The organism is Aquimarina agarivorans (assembly GCF_000218485.1).
Lineage (GTDB): Bacteria > Bacteroidota > Bacteroidia > Flavobacteriales > Flavobacteriaceae > Aquimarina > Aquimarina agarivorans.
This window is the reverse complement of record NZ_AFPB01000132.1, coordinates 1-17,713: the sequence shown is the minus strand read 5'-3', so window position 1 is coordinate 17,713 and position 17,713 is coordinate 1. Positions and strand designations below refer to the sequence as shown.

Genomic DNA, 17,713 nt, shown 5'->3' with positions numbered 1-17,713 from the left:
AAATATCTTTTCTTTGCGATAATTGAATTCATGAAAAGAAAATTTATCTATGTCCGATTTAGACGAAATTGATTTGAAGTTATTAAAGTTACTTCAACAAAGTGGAAAATTAACTACTAAAGAAATTGCTAAACAGGTCAACCTATCACCAACACCTGTATATGAAAGAATCAAACGTTTGGAAAGGGAAGGAATCATTAAAAACTACGTGGCATTGGTAGCATCCGAAAAAGTAGGGAAAGGACTTATTGTTTTTTGTGATATTACTTTGAAAGAGCATACTAAAGAAATAGGTCATCAATTTGTACAGGAGGTAATGTCAGTAAAGTATGTGTGTGAATGTTATAATATTTCGGGAAATTACGATTTTAGGTTGAAAGTGGTGGTAAGGGATATGAAACATTATCAAGATTTTGTACTCAATGATTTAGGTTCAATTAATAATATTGGGAGTGCTCATAGTACATTTGTAATGGGAGTTATAAAACACGATTACGCAGTACCTCTTTAAATAGTTTAGTTATTCGGATGTGAAATAATTTACAATGTATGAAGTGTAAGTTGCATATGATCAAGAAGGATGTATCGATGGAAGCAAGACTGCAAATTTTGGTATTTAGGTACATGAATCGCATATGGATGCTAGAGGATCGGATAAGTAGACATAGTATTGCGAATCTAAAAATATCGAATAATTTTAGTAAATACTAGCGATGCACTAATGACCTGAATGTAGGTTTCATTTTAAAGTATCAAGTGAAAAGAACCTTTTTAATTAAAAATTTAATGTCGGAAACACTAATAAAATTTATTCTTTGAACAAAAATTTCCCTAAGGTTTTATCAAAATGCACCTTGGAGTCCTGAAAAAGTTCATTAAGTAGATTGGTTTCTATCAGTCCTTTTGGGGTGTGTAGTGCCACTTTTTTTTGGGAAATACTTAAAACTTGATCACAAACTTGGAGTGATAACTCAATTTCATGCGAGGAAAAAACTATGGTTTTGTTGTATTCTTTGCACAACCGTTTTAACAGGGTTAGCGTTTCTACCTTGTGGTGCAAATCCAAATGTGTAGTAGGCTCATCCAAAAAAATGATCGGCGTATTTTGAGCAATGGCTCGTGCTATAAATACGCGCTGTAGTTGTCCATCGCTTAGTGTATTGCATTTTTTTTGCTTTAAATCAGCTAAATCGGTCAACTGAAGCGCCTTTTCAATTTCAATACTATCGGTTGTTTTTAGCTTATCCAACCAATTCGTATACGGTTGCCTACCTAAACTTACCAATTCGTAAACACTTAAACTGCTCGGAATTATTGTTTCGGTGTGTACCCAGCTAACTTGCTTAGCCCATTGGTTTATGGAGAAATTTTCTAATAAAGTGTTTTCAATTTCCACCGTACCAGAAAGTTTAGGTTGTTGGTGCGCTAAAGTGCGAAGTAACGTTGATTTTCCTGTTCCATTGGCGCCAATAATGCTTACTAAATTACCTTTTGTAAGATGAAACGAAATATTTTTAAGAATCACTTCATGCTTTTTTCCTTGAATATATCCAATTTTGAGATTTTTCACTTCAATACTATTGCTACTCATATCAAAATACTATTTTTCGGTTTCGTACTAATAGTGTTATAATTACAGGAGCACCAATGAGTGCCGTAATAGCATTAATAGGAAGTATTAACTCACTACTTGGTAATTGCGAAATAGTATCGCAAATGAGCATTACTATACTGCCTAAAAGCAATACTGCTGGGAGCAAAATTTTATGATCCGAAGTTTTAAATAATTGTCGCGTCAAATGTGGAATTGCTAAGCCAATAAAAGCAATAGGTCCTGCAAAAGCAGTAATTACCCCGCAAAGTAAACTGGTGCCTAAAATAATTAAAAATCGACTTTTTTGGATGTTTTGCCCCATACTTCGGGCGTAAGCCTCACCCAATTGCAAACTATTTAAGGCCTTTATAGCAGTAAGACTCACTAAAATTCCAGAGGTATAAAACCCCAAAAACCAGTAAAGCTCATGCCACGATAAGTTTCCTAAGCTACCAAATCCCCAAAAAATATATTGTTGTAGCGCTTCTGCAGAAGCGAAAAAAGATAGCACGCTAACCACTCCGGCTGTAATACTAGCAAACATAAGTCCGATGATTAAAATTGCCATATGATCTTTAACACGAGCAGCAAGTAGCAATACACATAAAAGTACTACAAAACTCCCCAAGCTAGCGGCAATAGCATAACTCCATTTTTGCGAAAAAATAAATTCCATTCCCCCAAATAAACTAGCACCCATAATGCATAAAGCTACACCTAGGCTAGCGCCAGAACTTAACCCTAAAACGTAAGGTCCCGCCAGTGGATTACGAAATAAGGTTTGCATAAGTAACCCAGCTACCCCCAAGCCACTCCCGACCAAAATGGCAGTAATTGATTTTGGCAGTCGATATACCCACAGGATTTGATCCCAGCTTTGTTTTACGCTATTAGTCCCAATCATACTATTTATGATTTGATTTAAAGGAATAGAAACCGATCCTAAACTAAGATTGAGTAACCATATTAGAAACAAGCCTATAAATAAGCCAACAAATGGAATTCGGTATGAAGTTTTAGTTTTAGAAATATTATTCTAGTTTTTGATAAAAATGAAACTTATAATTAGGCGCTAAGTTAGGATGAAAAATTTTTATAAGGTCATGCAACACCCAATCAGCCTTGAGTGATCCTTGCTCATAATACAAAATACCTCCTGTAGTTCCTTTTTTTAAATCTTTTGAATAAACTTGTTGTTTTTTAAAAGCATCAAACAATTTGTACTTTTCTTCAAATTTCCCCAACTCATCAATGCTTAAAAAATTACTACCTCCAATCCAAATAGTAGCATGTTGGGCTTTATTAAGTACGGATTCAAAATTTAAAGCTAAACTACCAGATTGGGAATTGGTTTTCCATAAGTAGTCGCCACCAGCATCTTTAATAAGTTGAGCGGCATAACTATTTCCGCCAGGAACATACCAAACATCTTTATACATGTTACCTGACAGCACCGTAGGTTTTATTTTATTCTTTTTTGCCAACTGAACGCCTTTTTGGTAGTTGGTTTCAATAGTTTCAAATAAAACAGTCGCTTCCTTTTGCTTTTCAAACAAACAGCCAAACACCTTAATCCATTCGGCTCTACCGAGTGGATGTGACTCTAACCAGGAGCCATTCATTACCGTTTGAATCCCTGAACGTTCAAATAAATCAAAAGCTTTTATACTAGCATTTGAACTAAAACCAACAATAAGTTCGGGTTGCAAATCTAAAATTACTTCGCTATTTAAACTCATTAGGCTGCCTACATTTTTAACTTTACCAACGTCAACAAGGCTCCTTGTTTTTAGTGAAGAAATGTATTTAGGCTCAGGAAAACCAACCAGTGTATGCTCCATGCCAAGTGCTTCTAGTAAAGGGATATCTGTAGTTGAGGTTACTAATATGCGTTCAATTGGGGTGCGAATTACCCTTTGATTTTTAAGAGTAGCAGGTGTTTTTTTATTTTTAGGAACAAAATAATACCTTAAGGTATCTACTGCATTTGGCCAAGGTTTGTATACCTCTAGTTTTGTATAGTTTTTAAAAGTACTAATATCAAATCCATTAGCATATTTTGTTTTTCTAGATACCTTTTCAATAGTAGTTACTGCTTTCGCCGAAGTTTGCCTTTTGCAACCAATAACCATTAGCACTGGTATAAAACTGAGTAAAAAGTAAATGAATTTCATAACTGCTAAATTATACAGAAATAGATCGTTCCAAGCCTGAAATTACTTTAAAATTTTCATTTGAATATTCTAATTTAATGACATGACCATAAGCTAGTTTTATTGAAAAGGAATCTTTTAATGGGATGTGGAGAATATGAGCCAAAAATGCACGCATTGGTCCTGCGTGACTTGCAATAATTATTGGCGTGTTTGTAGACTGTTGCGTCAGTTTTTCAAAAAAATCAATCACACGAGCAGCTACTTCCAAGTAGGATTCGCCCTTAGGAGGCTTTTTAGTAACAAAATCTGCCATCCAAGGATCAATCTCTTTACTAGGAATAGCGTCCCAAGTGGTGTTTTCCCAGGTACCAAAGTTAACTTCCTTTAATTGATTTTGCAATGAAATCGGATTTCCTAACTGGCAAGCCAGTTTGTAGCACCGAATAAGTGGACTAGTGTATATGAAGCTTTCCTTTTCTGGGAGTTGTTTTTTTATCTCCTTTACTTCATCCAAAAAATTGTCGGTAACATCTAAGTTTAGCTGACCGTAGCAAATTCCTTTACCTATTTTTGGAGTTGTGTGTCTTACTAAATAAATTTCCATAAGATTATCAAACTTAAATAAATAACAACTTCACTTAATTGTTGTACAGCTCCAGCGCAATCACCTGTTTGTCCTCCGATCCATTTTGTAAACTTTTTTCCTAAAAAAAATTTTGAAGCATAAGCAGGAATTATAATTAAAAATACCCAAACATTTTCAAATAATAGTAAGGGAGCTATACCAAATATTCCAGCAATTACCAGCTGAATAACTGTCATGCTTTGTGCAGTGGGTTTGATTTTGCTTTTTTCAATATCTTGAACGTAATGATGCGTAAAAAGGAGGGTAGTTGCCATGAATCTACTTAAAGCATGCGCAGATATTATGGCTATTACAATTTTTGTAACACTCATTTCGCGCAAAGCAACAAACTTTAAGCTTAAAAGTAGCGTAAGTCCAATAACGCCATAAGTTCCTAATCGAGAATCTTTCATGATAAGTAGGATTTTCTCTTTAGTCCAACCGCCACCAAAACCGTCACATACGTCGGCAAAACCATCTTCATGAAAACCTGCTGTGGTATATATAGTACTAGCCATACTAATTAGCAAGGAAATTTCTGTAGAAAAAACGAATTGCATACTATAAAAAAATAAAGCGCCAATTCCACCAACAACAATTCCCACTAGAGGAAAGTAACGACTACTTTTTTGCAAATAGGTAGGATCATGAGTAACCCATTTAGGACAAGGGATACGTGTAAAGAACATGAGGGCAGTAAAAAATATGTGGATTTCTTTTTTCAAGGAATACGTTTTTTTAGATTGCTGTATACATTAAGTGGATAATTTCATTTTGAGTATTTTCCAGTTTTTTTTTACATATTACTAATAGCAAGTAATTTCAAAAAACTTGATAAAATGTAGTAACAATTATTCCTTGTTTTACACCTTTTTCAGTAATCAATAATGGTTTTTCTCTTTTGGTCTTAAAATTAAAAGGAGGTGCAGAAATATGAACACCACTTTGTTTTTTTAAACGAATTCCTTGCCCCGAAATAATGTCTTTATTTGGTGTAAATGCTCCCTTAGGAACATGCTCGGTAATAATGACATATTTATACTTTGATAGTTTTGTTACAATTTTTTGTATTTCTGCGTTGGATAAATGTTGTAATACTTGTCTAATAATTGCACAGTCGCCATCAGGTAGTGTATCCTTGGCAATATCCAAACACTGAAATTCCAAGTTGGTTGCATTAAACTTTATTTTGTTTCGTTCAATTAAGCTTTCTACAATATCAATGGCATAATATTTTTTGGTGTGAGCAACAAATTCTTTTCCAACATTAAAATCACCACAGCCTAAATCACAAACTGTAATTGGTGTATCTAATGAGTGTAAAAACGTTAAAACAACATCAATATACGGTGTAATAACTTCCGAGTCATGAGAACCTGTTCCCGAGTAAAAGTCGACAAAAGTATCGCCACCCCAAAGTTTTTTTTCGTAAATCTGTGTCATAGCAGCTTTAGTGGGCCACGGTTTTTTTGTTTCTTTTTTCATACGTAAAGCTAACTTTTACTTGCTCACACCAGCACTTTCAAAACTAGCCATTTCGTTCAAAAAATTAACGGCGGCGGTTATTAAAGGGTAGGCAAGGGCAACACCCGTACCTTCACCTAATCGCAAGCCAAGATTTAAAATGGTTTTCTTTTCCAAATAATCAATCATTTTTTGATGTCCTTGTTCTTCCGATTGATGGCAAATAATACAATAATCCAGTACATTTTCATTCATTGCGTGAGCAAACAAAAGCGCTGAGGTTACGATAAAGCCATCAATAAGTACGGTCATTTTTAGCTCAGCTGCTTTCAAAATTCCACCAGCAATCATAGCAATTTCGAATCCACCAAAAGTAGCCATAATATCAGGTAGGGTGTAAGGGAAATGCGTATCGAGTACCTTACCTAATAGTTCACTTTTTCTCAAAATTTGGTCTTTATTTAATCCTGCACCTGCTCCAACACAGTCTTCAATATAAATATTGGTAAGTGCGGCCATGAGTAAGGCTGCTGCCGAAGTATTCCCAATACCCATTTCGCCAAAGCCAACAACATTACAACCTTTATTAAATTCATGTGTCACTAATTCAGCTCCTTTTTTAATAGCTTGGTGGTATTGGTCGATAGTCATGGCAGGGGATTGCAGCACGTTTTTAGTGCCGTAATCAATTTTAGCATCAATTAGATTTGGAAGTACTCCAAAATTATGATTTACTCCAGCATCAATAATTTTTAAATCGAGATTGTTTTGTTTGCAAAATACATTAATAGCAGCGCCACCATTAAGGAAATTATAGACCATTTGTGCAGTTACTTCCTGAGGATACGCATTTACCTCATTATCCTTAGCAATTCCATGATCGGCAGCAAAAACTAATATGGTTGGTTTATTGAGTTGGGGAGATGTGGATTGTTGGATAATTCCAATTTTTATAGCCAAACCTTCCAAATCACCCAAAGCACCAATTGGTTTAGTTTTGTTGTTTATTTTAAGAAGTAATTTTTCGGTAATCGAGAGGTCAGCAGCTGTAATGTTAAAGGAGGTCATGTTGTTCGTTGTTGGTCTTTAGCTTTTGGGTACTAGCTATTTGTTTTAAATTATTAATTTGTAATTGCGTTTTTAACTTTATTATATGTATTTGGTTCTAGATTAAGTTTATTTTAAGCAAAAGTCTATATTTTATTCTATAAGCGGAGCGATTTATATACTTTTCATAGCTGTTAATAATTTTGACATATAAAATTAGTGTATTGACAGCTGGATTTAAAATTATTTTTTTGTTTCCAACAACCAACAACCAACAACCAACAACCAACAACTATTTCAACTCCATGGGTAGTCCCGAAACCATAAATGTGGCTTTGTCGGCATGTTTAGCAATATGTTGATTCATCCAACCTTGGAGTTCAGTAAATTTTCGACCAACTTCTGTTTGTGCGTGTATTCCCATGCCAATTTCGTTGGAAATAATAATGATGTTGGCATCAATTGTTAAAAGTTGATTAAATTCTTTTTTTGCTTCGGCTAAAGCCAAATCAACATCATTTTTATTGTCAACAAAAAAATTTGTGAGCCATAGCGTTACACAGTCTATTACATAGGTGCATTTTGGTTCAATTACTCTTACAAGCTGTTTTTCTTCTTCTATGGAAGTCCAACGTTCATCACGATCGGCTAGGTGACGATTAATGCGTTTTTGATGATCGGAATCCCAAATACGCGAAGTTGCCAAATAAATAGGGGTTTGGCTAAAGGTTAAAGCGAGTTGTTGAGCAAAATTACTTTTTCCGGAGCGTTCGCCTCCTGATATGTAATGAATCATTTTTTAACTAAATGTAATGCAGACTTATATTTCTACTTAAAAGCAAAGTTAAGCGGCTTATTTTTGAAATAGAAAGTTTTTACATTATATCTTTTTATATCTAATTATAGGGAGTACTTTTGTGCCGAATTTAAGGTTTGTTAAAGCTATTCAAGTTTTAATGATTAAAAGGGAAGCAGGTGCTAATAGATACTATTAAATGCCTGAGCTGTTCCCGCAACTGTAAGTTTAGTCCATTTTTTGGATGGTTGTAATTACTACTACAGTAAGTCACTGCATTTTTATGTGGGAAGACAAATTACAATACACAAGCCAGGAGACCTGCCTTTTGTTTGTAAAAACGATGACTTTCGGGTAAAAAGTCTAAGGAATATGAGAAAAATTTTAAAAACCATTTTAGTTGGGGTGTTCTTATATGGCTTAAAGTCAAATGCTCAAAACGATTCTATTCATTATTTAAATGAAGTTAGGTTAAGTGATGTGAAATTACGTGATTATTCGAAAGGAAACTTAGTTACTATATTATCAGATTCAATACTAAAAGCAAATCAGCCTTCATTAACTGAGTTGTTACGATTAAACTCAACAATTTTCTTAAAAGAAAATGGAATAGGAGGAACTTCTACAGCTTCATTTAGAGGTACAAATGCCTCTCATACAGCTGTAGTATGGAATGGGTTAAATATTAACTCGCAATTAAATGGACAAGCTGATTTTAATACTATTAGTGTTAGAAATTACGACAATATTGCTATACGAAGTGGTGGTGGCGGTGTGGCTTATGGTAGTGGAGCAATAGGAGGTAGTATTCATTTGAATTCGAAGTTTAAGTTTAAAAAGCATTTAGAACAACGTTTAATTACCTCAATTGGGAGTTTTAGAACAATTACTACAAATTATAAAATAAGTTATGGCACTAATAAATTGTATGCTTCATTAGGAGTTGATTATATTGATAGTAAGAATAATCATAAATATTTAGGAAGGAGAGCAAAAGGAAAGAAAAATGAAAATGGAGAATTTTCAAATTATAATTTGAATCTAAATCTAGGTTATCTTATAAATACTTCAAATGCATTAAAATTCTTTCAAAATACATATATAGGAAAACGAAATTTTTCAGGAAGCTTGTTATCTCCATCAGATGATTCTTATAGGGACAATAATACTAGAAGTATGATCCAGTGGAATTATTTCAGAAATAATTTCAGCTCCATTTTGAGTTTAGCTTATTTATATGAAAAATATCGATTTTTCCCTAACAAAGAAGAATTGAATAATTTTAGTTTTGGGAAGTCTTCAAATTTGGTTTTTAAGTATGATGTAAATTACAAGTTTTCTAATGATATTCAATTAAAATCAATATTTCAGCATGAAGATGTTAAAGGAAAAGGGAGTGATATAAATGCGGAAAGGTTTAAAAGAGCTTCTGTTGCACTATTATTTTCTCATCAAATAAATAAGCGCTTACATTATGGTTTAAATGTTAGGCAAGAAATAAATGATAGTGAAAATTTTTCCTTTAAAGAATTTAAAAATAGTGTTGAAGAAACGTATAAGGATGTAATAAATTTTAATGCATCTACGGAACTAACAAACAATAACCCTTTTTTATTTTCAGTAGATGTGAATTATGCTTTTACAAACTTTTATACTTTAAAATTTAACGCCTCTAAAAATTTTAGAGCTCCAACTTTTAATGATTTATATTGGAATGGACCTGGAGGAATAGGAAATAGTTTACTTCAATCGGAAAAATCAATTCAGGCCGAAATTTCAAATAAATTTAATTATAAAGGAATAGATTTTGGAATTACAGGATATTTTATAAAATCAAAAGATTTAATAGTATGGGAGCCAATTTCTGCAACTATATGGTCGCCAGTTAATGTTACAAAAGTATATAATTATGGTTTAGAAGCTAATTTGGATTATACATACAAGTGGAAGAAAAATGCTATTAATCTAACTTCTAATTACAGTTACACAGTTTCAGAAAATCAAGAAACAAAAAAGCAACTCATTTTTGTGCCTTTACAATCGATAACATCTAATCTAGTTTTTAGGCACAAAAGAATAAATGTTTTTTATCAATTTAGGTGGAATGATGATCTTTTTGTTACAAGAGACCACTTACAAAAAATAAAAGCAAATGATGTTTCTAACGTAGGTATCAACTATGATTTATACAATTATAAAAAGACTACTTACAATCTAGGTCTTTTGGCAAATAATATTTATAACGAAATATATCAATTAACTGTAGGAAGACGAGCTCCTAATAGAAATTATCAAATACGTTTAATACTTAAATTTTAATATAATGAAAATTACCAGAATTTTATTAAGTCTGATTACAGTAACAAGTTTATTTGTTTCTTGTCAGTCTGATGATGATAATTCACTAATTGAACCAGTTTCAGAAGAAAGAATTATTGTATCTCATGAAGGAGCATCAGTTTCAGGGTCTACATCTATAATTTCTTTAGATTTAAAAACGGTTAACAATAAATTTTATGATACAGTAAATGAAGAAGAATTAGGTGTTTTTCAACAATCAATCGGATTTAACGATGATAAGGCATATATAGTTGTTGATAACCAGAATACGATTACAGTTGTAGATAAAGTAAGTTTTAAAAAACAAGCATCAATTACGGAAAAGTTAAAAACTCCTCGATACATTGCTTTTGCAAATGGAAAAGGTTATGTAACAAATTGGGGAGATACGTCATTAGCAACTGATGATTTTATCGCAGTAATTGATTTGGCTTCTAATACAGTTGAAAGTACTATTGCTGTTGCCGAAGGACCTGAACAATCGGTTATTAAGGGTAATAAATTGTATGTTTCTCATAAAGGTGGTTTTGGAATCAATAATAGAGTTTCTGTTATCGATTTAAGTACTAGTAACGTAAAAGAAATAGAGACTTTATTTTTGCCAGATGAAATGGTTTTAGTAGGTGATGATTTATGGGTTTCTTGTGAAGGTACACCAGTTTGGAGACCTGAAGGGGAGAGTATAGGAGGGTTAATTAAAATTGACACTACAACAGATGAAATAACATCAAGTATAGAATTTCCTTTAGGGCAGCATACAAGTCAAATGGTATTTGAAAATGGAAATATTTATTATACGGTAAGTAATGAAATTTTTGAATTTGCTATAACAGAAACAACATTACCAACAACGGCAGTTACTGAAGGGGCTATTAATGGAATGGCTATTAGAGATGGAATTATTTATGTGGTTGATGCAAAAGATTTTGCTAGTGGGGGAACACTAAATACGTATGACTTAAATGAAGAAAAATGGGGAACACCTGTTACAGTAGGAGTTGCACCAGCTAAAATTTATTTTCAATAATACTTATTTCTGAAAATAAATTAAATATTGTTGATTTCAACTTTAAAAAAAACATTTTGGGGCGTCATTTGATTATTTTAATGATCAAATGACATAAACTGTCTAAACAGCTTAGTTTGTTTAGGCAGTTTTTGGTTTATGATGTTTTGAATTTAAGTAAAAGGAAACAATTATATTTGTGCCGATACAAAATGAACTATGCTATTAAAAACTATTAAAGGATTACAATACCCTGCTATTTTAGCGTATTTATTAAAATGGTTGCTTATCTCATTAATTGTGGGTGTTGCTGTTGGTGGAGCTTCAGCATTTTTTTTAATTAGTTTAGATTGGTGTACTGCTTACAGAGAAACACATACTCAAATAATATGGTTATTACCTGTTGCGGGTTTTTTAATTGGTGCTTCATACTATTATTGGGGAAAAAGTGTAGTCCGTGGAAATAATCAGTTATTAGATGAATATCATAAACCTGATAAAATAATCCCATTTAAAATGGCACCTTTAGTATTATTAGGAACTTTAGGAACTCATTTATTTGGAGGTTCTGCAGGGCGTGAAGGTACAGCTGTACAAATGGGAGGAGCTATTGCCGATCAATTGTCAAGGTTTATATCTATAAATTCATTAGATAGGAAGATCTTATTAATTATGGGAATCAGCGCAGGTTTTGCTGCTGTTTTTGGAACTCCATTAGCAGGTGCTATTTTTGCCTTGGAAGTATTATTAATTGGGCGTGTGCGTTTTGAAAGTTTAGTGCCTAGTATTTTAGTAGCCATTATTGCGGATCAAGCTTGTCGTTATTTTGGAGGAACGCATACAGAATATTTCGTAAATAGTGTTCCTAGCATGTCGTTATTAAATATCACTATGGCCTGCATTGCGGGTATCTGTTTTGGTATTGTTGCACGTCTATTTTCAAAGGGAACACATTTTTGGAGCACGCAATTTAAAAAGTTTAATTATCCGCCATTGCGTCCAGTAATTGGAGGAATAGTTATTGCTATTGTGGTTTTTTTAATGGGAACTACTAGATATATAGGCTTAGGTGTTCCAGTTATTGTAGAATCTTTTACGCAAGCAATTCCACCCTATGACTTTTTATTAAAATTACTATTTACCACATTTACTTTAGGAGCAGGTTTTAAAGGAGGTGAAGTAACTCCACTATTTTTTGTTGGAGCAGCTTTAGGGAATGCTTTGGTTTGGTTTTTACCTTTACCTATGGATTTATTAGCGGCTATGGGCTTTGTGGCTGTTTTTGCAGGAGCTACAAATACGCCTATTGCGTGTACATTAATGGGTATAGAATTATTTGGTATGGAAACAGGCCAATATGTAGCTGTAGCATGCTTTGTGGCTTATTTATTTTCGGGTCATAGCGGTATTTATAGTTCACAAATTGTAGGAAGTTCAAAACACCCAATTTTTGATTTAGAAAAAGGAAAACTACTTTCTGAAGTGGTTTCATTCAGAAAGCAACCTGAAAAATAATAATTGTGAGAAGTGATTCTAAAGGTTTTTAAAATGATACTTCATTAGCTCCATCAAACTCTTTAGAAGTTACTTTTAGTAATGCTTTTTTGGTTGTATCTAATTTTTCTAAAATCACAATACATTTTCCATTATAGGCTTTTCTGTAATAGGCAACAAAAGGTTCGTGACTTTTATTATTACCGTTACCAACTCCAATGATTTTTGCATTTTGAGTTTCGAAATTAAGTAAGCTTTGGACGGTTGGCACAAAATGATTGTTTTTATCTTTTATGGTTACTTCTACGTAAGTAATATCATTAGAATCTGTAATTTTTAAATCAACATTGTTTGGCTTTAATGAGGTGTTGATAATTTCGGTTGTAACGATTTCTCCATTGATATAGGCTACAGCTTTTAATTCACCTGGTTGGTAAATGGCTTCCCAAGCTAATAATTCACTTGAATTCATAGTGTTTTTTTTCTTTCCTAAAGAGGTGCCGTTTACAAATAATTCTACTTCTTGCGCATTAGAAAAGGCATTGATCGTTATTTTTTCACCTTCGTGACCTTCCCAATTCCAATGTGGAAAAAGATGCAACATTGGTTTAGCACTCCATTGCGATTGGTAATAATAAAATCCATCCTTAGGGAAACCTGCTAAATCAATAACTCCAAAAGTAGAGGACCTTGCTGGCCAAGGATAAGGAATGGTTTCTCCTAAATAATCCCAGCCGGTCCATATAAATTCCCCCATAATATATGGACGTTCTTTTATGGCTAACCAAGCTTTCATTCCTACCCTGTAAAAGTCTCTGTTTTTTAAAAATTTGTGCGTGTCTTTATGTTCAATAGGTAAATTAGCTTGAAGGGACTGTTCTCTATTTAAAAAAGGATAATATTCACCTCTGTTGACAGACATTTGAGCAGCCGTATGTTCGGTAACAATCATCTTTCTTTTTGGAAAGTTTTTATGTTCCAAATCATAATCTTCTGGATCGGCGTAATTGTATCCTGGCACATCCATTTTTTCTACCGTAGCGTCAATTGGCCAAGCATCCCAACCGTATCCATTGACACCACAAGTAACCGGGCGATCATCATACTTATGTACGGTATTGACTAAGTGTTCGGCTATTTTAATACCAGATTCATCTTTCATTTGATCTATTTCATTGCCTACACTCCACATAAATATACTTGGATGATTACGATCCCTCAGTACAAAATCACTCAAATCTTTAGTGCTCCATTCTTTGAATAAATGAGCGTAAAATGTAACAGGAATTCTAATTTTTTCGCCATTTTCTCTAAAAGTAGCAGGCTCCTTAATCACTTCCCATTCGTCAAAAGCTTCGTTCATGACTAACATACCCATTTTGTCACAAGCATCCAAAAATTCTGGAGCAAATGGATTATGAGCCGTACGTACGGCATTAGTCCCCATGTCTTTTAAAATCCGTAATTGACGTTCGTAGGTAGTTTTTCTAGTGGCAGCTCCTAAAGAACCACCACCATGATGTAAACAAACACCTTTAAGTTTTATGGGGTTTCCGTTTAAAATAAATCCTTTTTCGGAAGAATATTCCATATTTCTAATTCCGGTGTTTATTTTTTTTGAGTCAATAATTTTAGTATCAACCAGTAGTTCAATATTAGCGGTATATAAATAAGGAGTATCAATACTCCATAATTTAGGATGTTGAATATTTAATAGTAAAGATTCTTTTTTTTGAGCGTTGGCAGGGATTAAAATACCTTTTTGGCGAGTAACAATAACTTCGTTTTTAGCATTTATAAGAGCTACTTTATAGGTGGCATTTATTGTTTTTTTAGCTTCGTTTTTAAAGGTAGTTTGTACCAAAACATCAGCAGTATTTGTAGTTACTTTAGGAGTAGTGATTTGAACACCCCATGTAGGGATGTAAATTTTGTTTTTAACAATTAAATGCACGTTTCGGTAAATACCATTGCCAGAATACCATCGGGATCCGGGCTGTTCGGAATTATCGAGTTTTACGGTTAGTATATTTTCTGCGCTAAGCGAAATAAATGGAGTTATTTCATATTCAAACGGAATGTAACCATACGGACGTTTGCCTAAGTGATGTCCATTGATCCATACTTCGGCGTTGCGGTAAGCACCTTCAAAATGGATAAACACTTTTTGGTTTTTTTTTACAGAAAAAAGATCAAGTTTTTTGCGGTAATAGGAAACTCCTGCAGGAAGCCAAGCGCCGCGTGAAAATGAAGGATTATTTTTTGAAAACGTTTTTGAAATACTCCAATCATGTGGTAAATTTACCGTTTGCCATTCCGAATCATCAAATATTTTTTTTTGAGCAGTAGGGATATCTGCCTGTTTAAATTGCCAATTTTTATTGATTTTTTTTTGGTAGCTATTTGAATTTTCTACGTGCTGTCCTTGCGTAAAATTGAACAGTAAAGTTAGTAAGAGGAGAAAGTACGTTTTTAAACCCATCTGTAATTTTTGGTGTTATTTACTCGATTTTAACTGGTAATAATTTAGTTGTTTAAGGTTAAGTGTATCTTGCATTTGTAGCTGTAACTTTTTTAAATCCTCAAATAAGGAAGAAACTTTAGAGGAATAAGCAGCATCTTGAGCCAAATTATTCATTTCTTCAGGGTCATTTTTTAAATCGAAAAGCTTCAGTTTTTTAGCTTTGGGATAGACCAATAGCTTAAAATCATTTTTTCGAATCATCCGTTGTACTGTAAGGTAAGCTCCGTAAATACTGGAATAATTACTACGTTGTTGACTTCCAGTTGCTAAATTTTTGAAACTATTAAAAAAAACATAATTTGGTTTTTTAGCGCCCGCAAGCTCTAAACTAGTAGCCATAACATCTTGTAAATATACATCAGTAGTAATTTTTTTATTTTTTGGAATATCAGGTCCCGTAATAACTAGGGGAGGACGAATACTATGATCGTACAAATTTTGCTTTCCTAATAATCCATGTTTACCCATAGCCAAACCATGATCGGCAGTAAAAATAATATAGGTGTTTTTATCTTTTCCAGAAGTTTTTAAAGCTTTTAGAATTTTACCGATTTGTGCATCCAAATGTGTAATACTAGCATAGTATTCTTTTATGTTAACTTTAGTTGCATATTCAGTTCTTGGAAAGGGCGCCAAAGCTTCGTCCCGTAAGTTGTTTCCATTAGCAATTTGATGTCGATCAGGATATTCGGGCAGCCAACTTTTTGGTAAACTAATATCGGAAAGCTTGTACATATCTTGATATTTTTGAGGTGCCTGCCGTGGATCATGCGGTGCATTAAATGCCAGGTACATAAAAAACGGATTATTCATAGTTGAGGCTGTATCCATAAAAGTAATAGCATCATCAGCAAGGACTTCGCTCCAATGAGTGCCTCCCTGCCAAAATCCACCAAATTTGGTATTGGTTGGCGTCCAGGTAGTGTCGTTTTTATGTTGAGGTCTGTTATAACCTAGTGGCATTATTGCATCACTTTTAGCATTAGGAATTTTTGAAATAGAATCAAATTTAGCTACCATTTGACTATGGTTCCAAGCATCATTTGGCATCCCTGGACGTTCATGGGTTACTTTTTGAAATACTTTTTTTGCAGGCGCATCCACATGCCATTTTCCAGTCATATAGGTATTATAACCTGCGGATTGCATTAATTTTCCCCAAGTTTTGCTTAAGGAATCTCCTTGTTTCCAGTGTTGTCTGAATTGATTAGCGTGCCATACGGATCGACCCGAAATCATCATGGCTCTAGATGCCGCGCAAACAGCTCCGCTCCACGATCCCATATTATAGGCATGGGTAAATGTAGTACCGTTAGCGACAAGTGTATCTAGGTTTGGGGTAATAATTTCTTTATTTCCTAGTGCGTTTATTGAATTATACGTTTGATCATCAGTGAAAATAAATAAGATGTTTGGTTTTTTTGATAGCTGATCTAATTCCTTTTTTTTATTACAGCTATTTAGTACAAAAAATGCAAATACAAGGAATTTACTAAATTGGATCATTTTTAGGAATAGATAGTGGTGGTTATTATGTTTGTGAAATATACTGTTAATAAATTATAATCCTAGGTAATAAATAGTCCAAATCCTGATATAAATGGTTTTTTGACGGGGTGTTCTTATTACTATGGATATGAAGTTTGAAATAATTTTAAAACTAAAAAGGTTCGATGCAATAAAAACACCGAACCTTAATAGAGCTAAAAAAAACTAGCTATTATATTTACTCAACAATAATAGTGTATTGTGGAGTTGGATTTAAAGGACAAAAGTAAGTATACTTTCCTTTTTTCAACATTACCTCTTTTGATGATTGAGTTTCACCTTCTTTAACAGTTTTTTGAACGTAAGCATTTTTAATGTGGTTTTCTTTATTAGAAGCATCTTTACCAGCTTCAATTAAAACAAAACCAACTTCGTGATCAACACCTTTATTTACAATGTCAAATACATAAGTACCTTCAGATAATTTCAATTCTTTAACTGTAAAGTCTCCTTTAGTTTGCTCTAAAGTTACAGTTTTAACGTCTTGTGCAAATGCAGCTATTGTAAATGCAAAAAATAATGTTACTAAACTTACTAATTTTTTCATGTTTTAAATTTTAAATAATAATTAGATTAATTTTACACTACAAAAGTCGCTAGATATTCTCTTTCCTTTCAGGACGTTTTTCCTCCAAACTTGTCAATATTTCCCATCAGTTTATTTTTTTATTTAGTGAATTGGAAAAAAAGATTAAAGTATTAGCTGTAGCTGAGTTTTATTCATTTTGCGCGGATAAAGAATAATAATTTTGAATAGATTTTTTGAACTAAAGAAATGGGCAAATTACATTAAGGTATTGTTGGGATTTTTTTAATTTGATTAGCCATCCCCTAAAATCAGATTAGATTTAGCCTGATCTATCGATTTAACTAGTGTTTTAAGAGGTTTTAAAATTGAAAAACTGTTTAAAAGTTTGTATCTTAAAGTTGCAAAATAACTTCTTAAAAATTGTTTAATGGACAAGATGCTTTAAAACTTAAGGACGTTGCTAAACGTTTTTCATCTCAATATTTAAAAAATGATTTTGCTGATAATATTATGAATTACCACCTTTTAGATGTTCAAGGCGGAGTAGATAATAAGAGTTTCTTATTGATGGATGATACAGATATTATTAA

15 protein-coding genes and 1 riboswitch are annotated in these 17,713 nt (G+C 33.1%); of the genes, 4 read left to right on the top strand and 11 right to left on the bottom strand.

Annotation, left to right across the window (positions count from 1 at the left end; all coding sequences use genetic code 11):
• Window positions 1–49: 49 nt before the first annotated feature.
• A complete protein-coding gene (locus tag GMC_RS0107105; protein ID WP_010521484.1) occupies window positions 50–511 on the top strand; it encodes an Lrp/AsnC family transcriptional regulator in 462 nt (153 codons plus the stop codon).
• A 297-nt stretch (window positions 512–808) separates the two neighbouring features.
• On the opposite strand, the gene GMC_RS0107100 is transcribed toward GMC_RS0107105, so the two are convergent.
• The 8 genes from GMC_RS0107100 to GMC_RS0107065 all read right to left on the bottom strand — a co-directional run bounded on the left by GMC_RS0107100 (window position 809) and on the right by GMC_RS0107065 (window position 7,682).
• Window positions 809–1,591, bottom strand: coding sequence for an ABC transporter ATP-binding protein (locus tag GMC_RS0107100; RefSeq protein ID WP_010521483.1), 783 nt, complete (start codon window positions 1,589–1,591; stop codon window positions 809–811).
• A 1-nt stretch (window position 1,592) separates the two neighbouring features.
• Entirely contained in the window at window positions 1,593–2,597 is a 1,005-nt protein-coding gene (locus tag GMC_RS0107095; RefSeq protein ID WP_094766264.1) for a FecCD family ABC transporter permease, read from the bottom strand.
• Between the two features lie 28 nt (window positions 2,598–2,625).
• On the bottom strand, window positions 2,626–3,768 hold the full coding sequence (locus GMC_RS0107090; protein WP_029489641.1) for an ABC transporter substrate-binding protein: 1,143 nt from the start codon (window positions 3,766–3,768) through the stop codon (window positions 2,626–2,628).
• A 10-nt stretch (window positions 3,769–3,778) separates the two neighbouring features.
• Complete coding sequence (gene cobC, locus GMC_RS0107085; RefSeq protein ID WP_010521480.1) at window positions 3,779–4,354, bottom strand: alpha-ribazole phosphatase family protein; 576 nt, start codon at window positions 4,352–4,354, stop codon at window positions 3,779–3,781.
• Window positions 4,339–5,100 (bottom strand): adenosylcobinamide-GDP ribazoletransferase, encoded by a 762-nt coding sequence (locus GMC_RS0107080; protein ID WP_010521479.1) that lies wholly within the window; start codon window positions 5,098–5,100, stop codon window positions 4,339–4,341. Before GMC_RS0107080 ends, cobC begins: the two co-directional genes overlap by 16 nt.
• 97 nt (window positions 5,101–5,197) lie before the next feature.
• On the bottom strand, window positions 5,198–5,860 hold the full coding sequence (locus tag GMC_RS0107075; RefSeq protein ID WP_010521478.1) for a class I SAM-dependent methyltransferase: 663 nt from the start codon (window positions 5,858–5,860) through the stop codon (window positions 5,198–5,200).
• 15 nt (window positions 5,861–5,875) lie between these two features.
• Window positions 5,876–6,907, bottom strand: coding sequence for a nicotinate-nucleotide--dimethylbenzimidazole phosphoribosyltransferase (gene cobT, locus GMC_RS0107070; protein ID WP_010521477.1), 1,032 nt, complete (start codon window positions 6,905–6,907; stop codon window positions 5,876–5,878).
• A gap of 271 nt (window positions 6,908–7,178) precedes the next feature.
• The gene (locus tag GMC_RS0107065; RefSeq protein ID WP_010521476.1) at window positions 7,179–7,682 is read right to left on the bottom strand and encodes a bifunctional adenosylcobinamide kinase/adenosylcobinamide-phosphate guanylyltransferase; all 504 of its coding nucleotides are present in this window, start codon (window positions 7,680–7,682) and stop codon (window positions 7,179–7,181) included.
• Window positions 7,683–7,798: 116 nt separating this feature from the next.
• Window positions 7,799–8,025, top strand: a riboswitch (cobalamin riboswitch).
• A 29-nt stretch (window positions 8,026–8,054) separates the two neighbouring features.
• Between GMC_RS0107065 and GMC_RS0107060 the strand changes: the two genes are divergently transcribed.
• From GMC_RS0107060 to GMC_RS0107050, 3 genes are all read left to right on the top strand, one after another.
• A complete protein-coding gene (locus GMC_RS0107060) occupies window positions 8,055–10,001 on the top strand; it encodes a TonB-dependent receptor plug domain-containing protein (RefSeq protein ID WP_010521475.1) in 1,947 nt (648 codons plus the stop codon).
• Between the two features lie 4 nt (window positions 10,002–10,005).
• Entirely contained in the window at window positions 10,006–11,049 is a 1,044-nt protein-coding gene (locus tag GMC_RS0107055; protein WP_010521474.1) for a YncE family protein, read from the top strand.
• 198 nt (window positions 11,050–11,247) lie between these two features.
• Window positions 11,248–12,543: a voltage-gated chloride channel family protein gene (locus GMC_RS0107050; protein ID WP_010521473.1), complete on the top strand. Its 1,296-nt coding sequence runs from the start codon at window positions 11,248–11,250 to the stop codon at window positions 12,541–12,543.
• A 28-nt stretch (window positions 12,544–12,571) separates the two neighbouring features.
• Here GMC_RS0107050 and GMC_RS19390 read toward each other — a convergent pair whose 3' ends face one another.
• The 3 genes from GMC_RS19390 to GMC_RS0107035 all read right to left on the bottom strand — a co-directional run bounded on the left by GMC_RS19390 (window position 12,572) and on the right by GMC_RS0107035 (window position 17,141).
• Window positions 12,572–15,004, bottom strand: coding sequence for a glycoside hydrolase family 2 TIM barrel-domain containing protein (locus GMC_RS19390; RefSeq protein WP_010521472.1), 2,433 nt, complete (start codon window positions 15,002–15,004; stop codon window positions 12,572–12,574).
• A 15-nt stretch (window positions 15,005–15,019) separates the two neighbouring features.
• Window positions 15,020–16,552 (bottom strand): sulfatase family protein, encoded by a 1,533-nt coding sequence (locus tag GMC_RS0107040; RefSeq protein WP_010521471.1) that lies wholly within the window; start codon window positions 16,550–16,552, stop codon window positions 15,020–15,022.
• Window positions 16,553–16,772: 220 nt separating this feature from the next.
• A complete protein-coding gene (locus GMC_RS0107035; RefSeq protein WP_010521470.1) occupies window positions 16,773–17,141 on the bottom strand; it encodes a cupredoxin domain-containing protein in 369 nt (122 codons plus the stop codon).
• Window positions 17,142–17,713 lie beyond the last annotated feature (572 nt).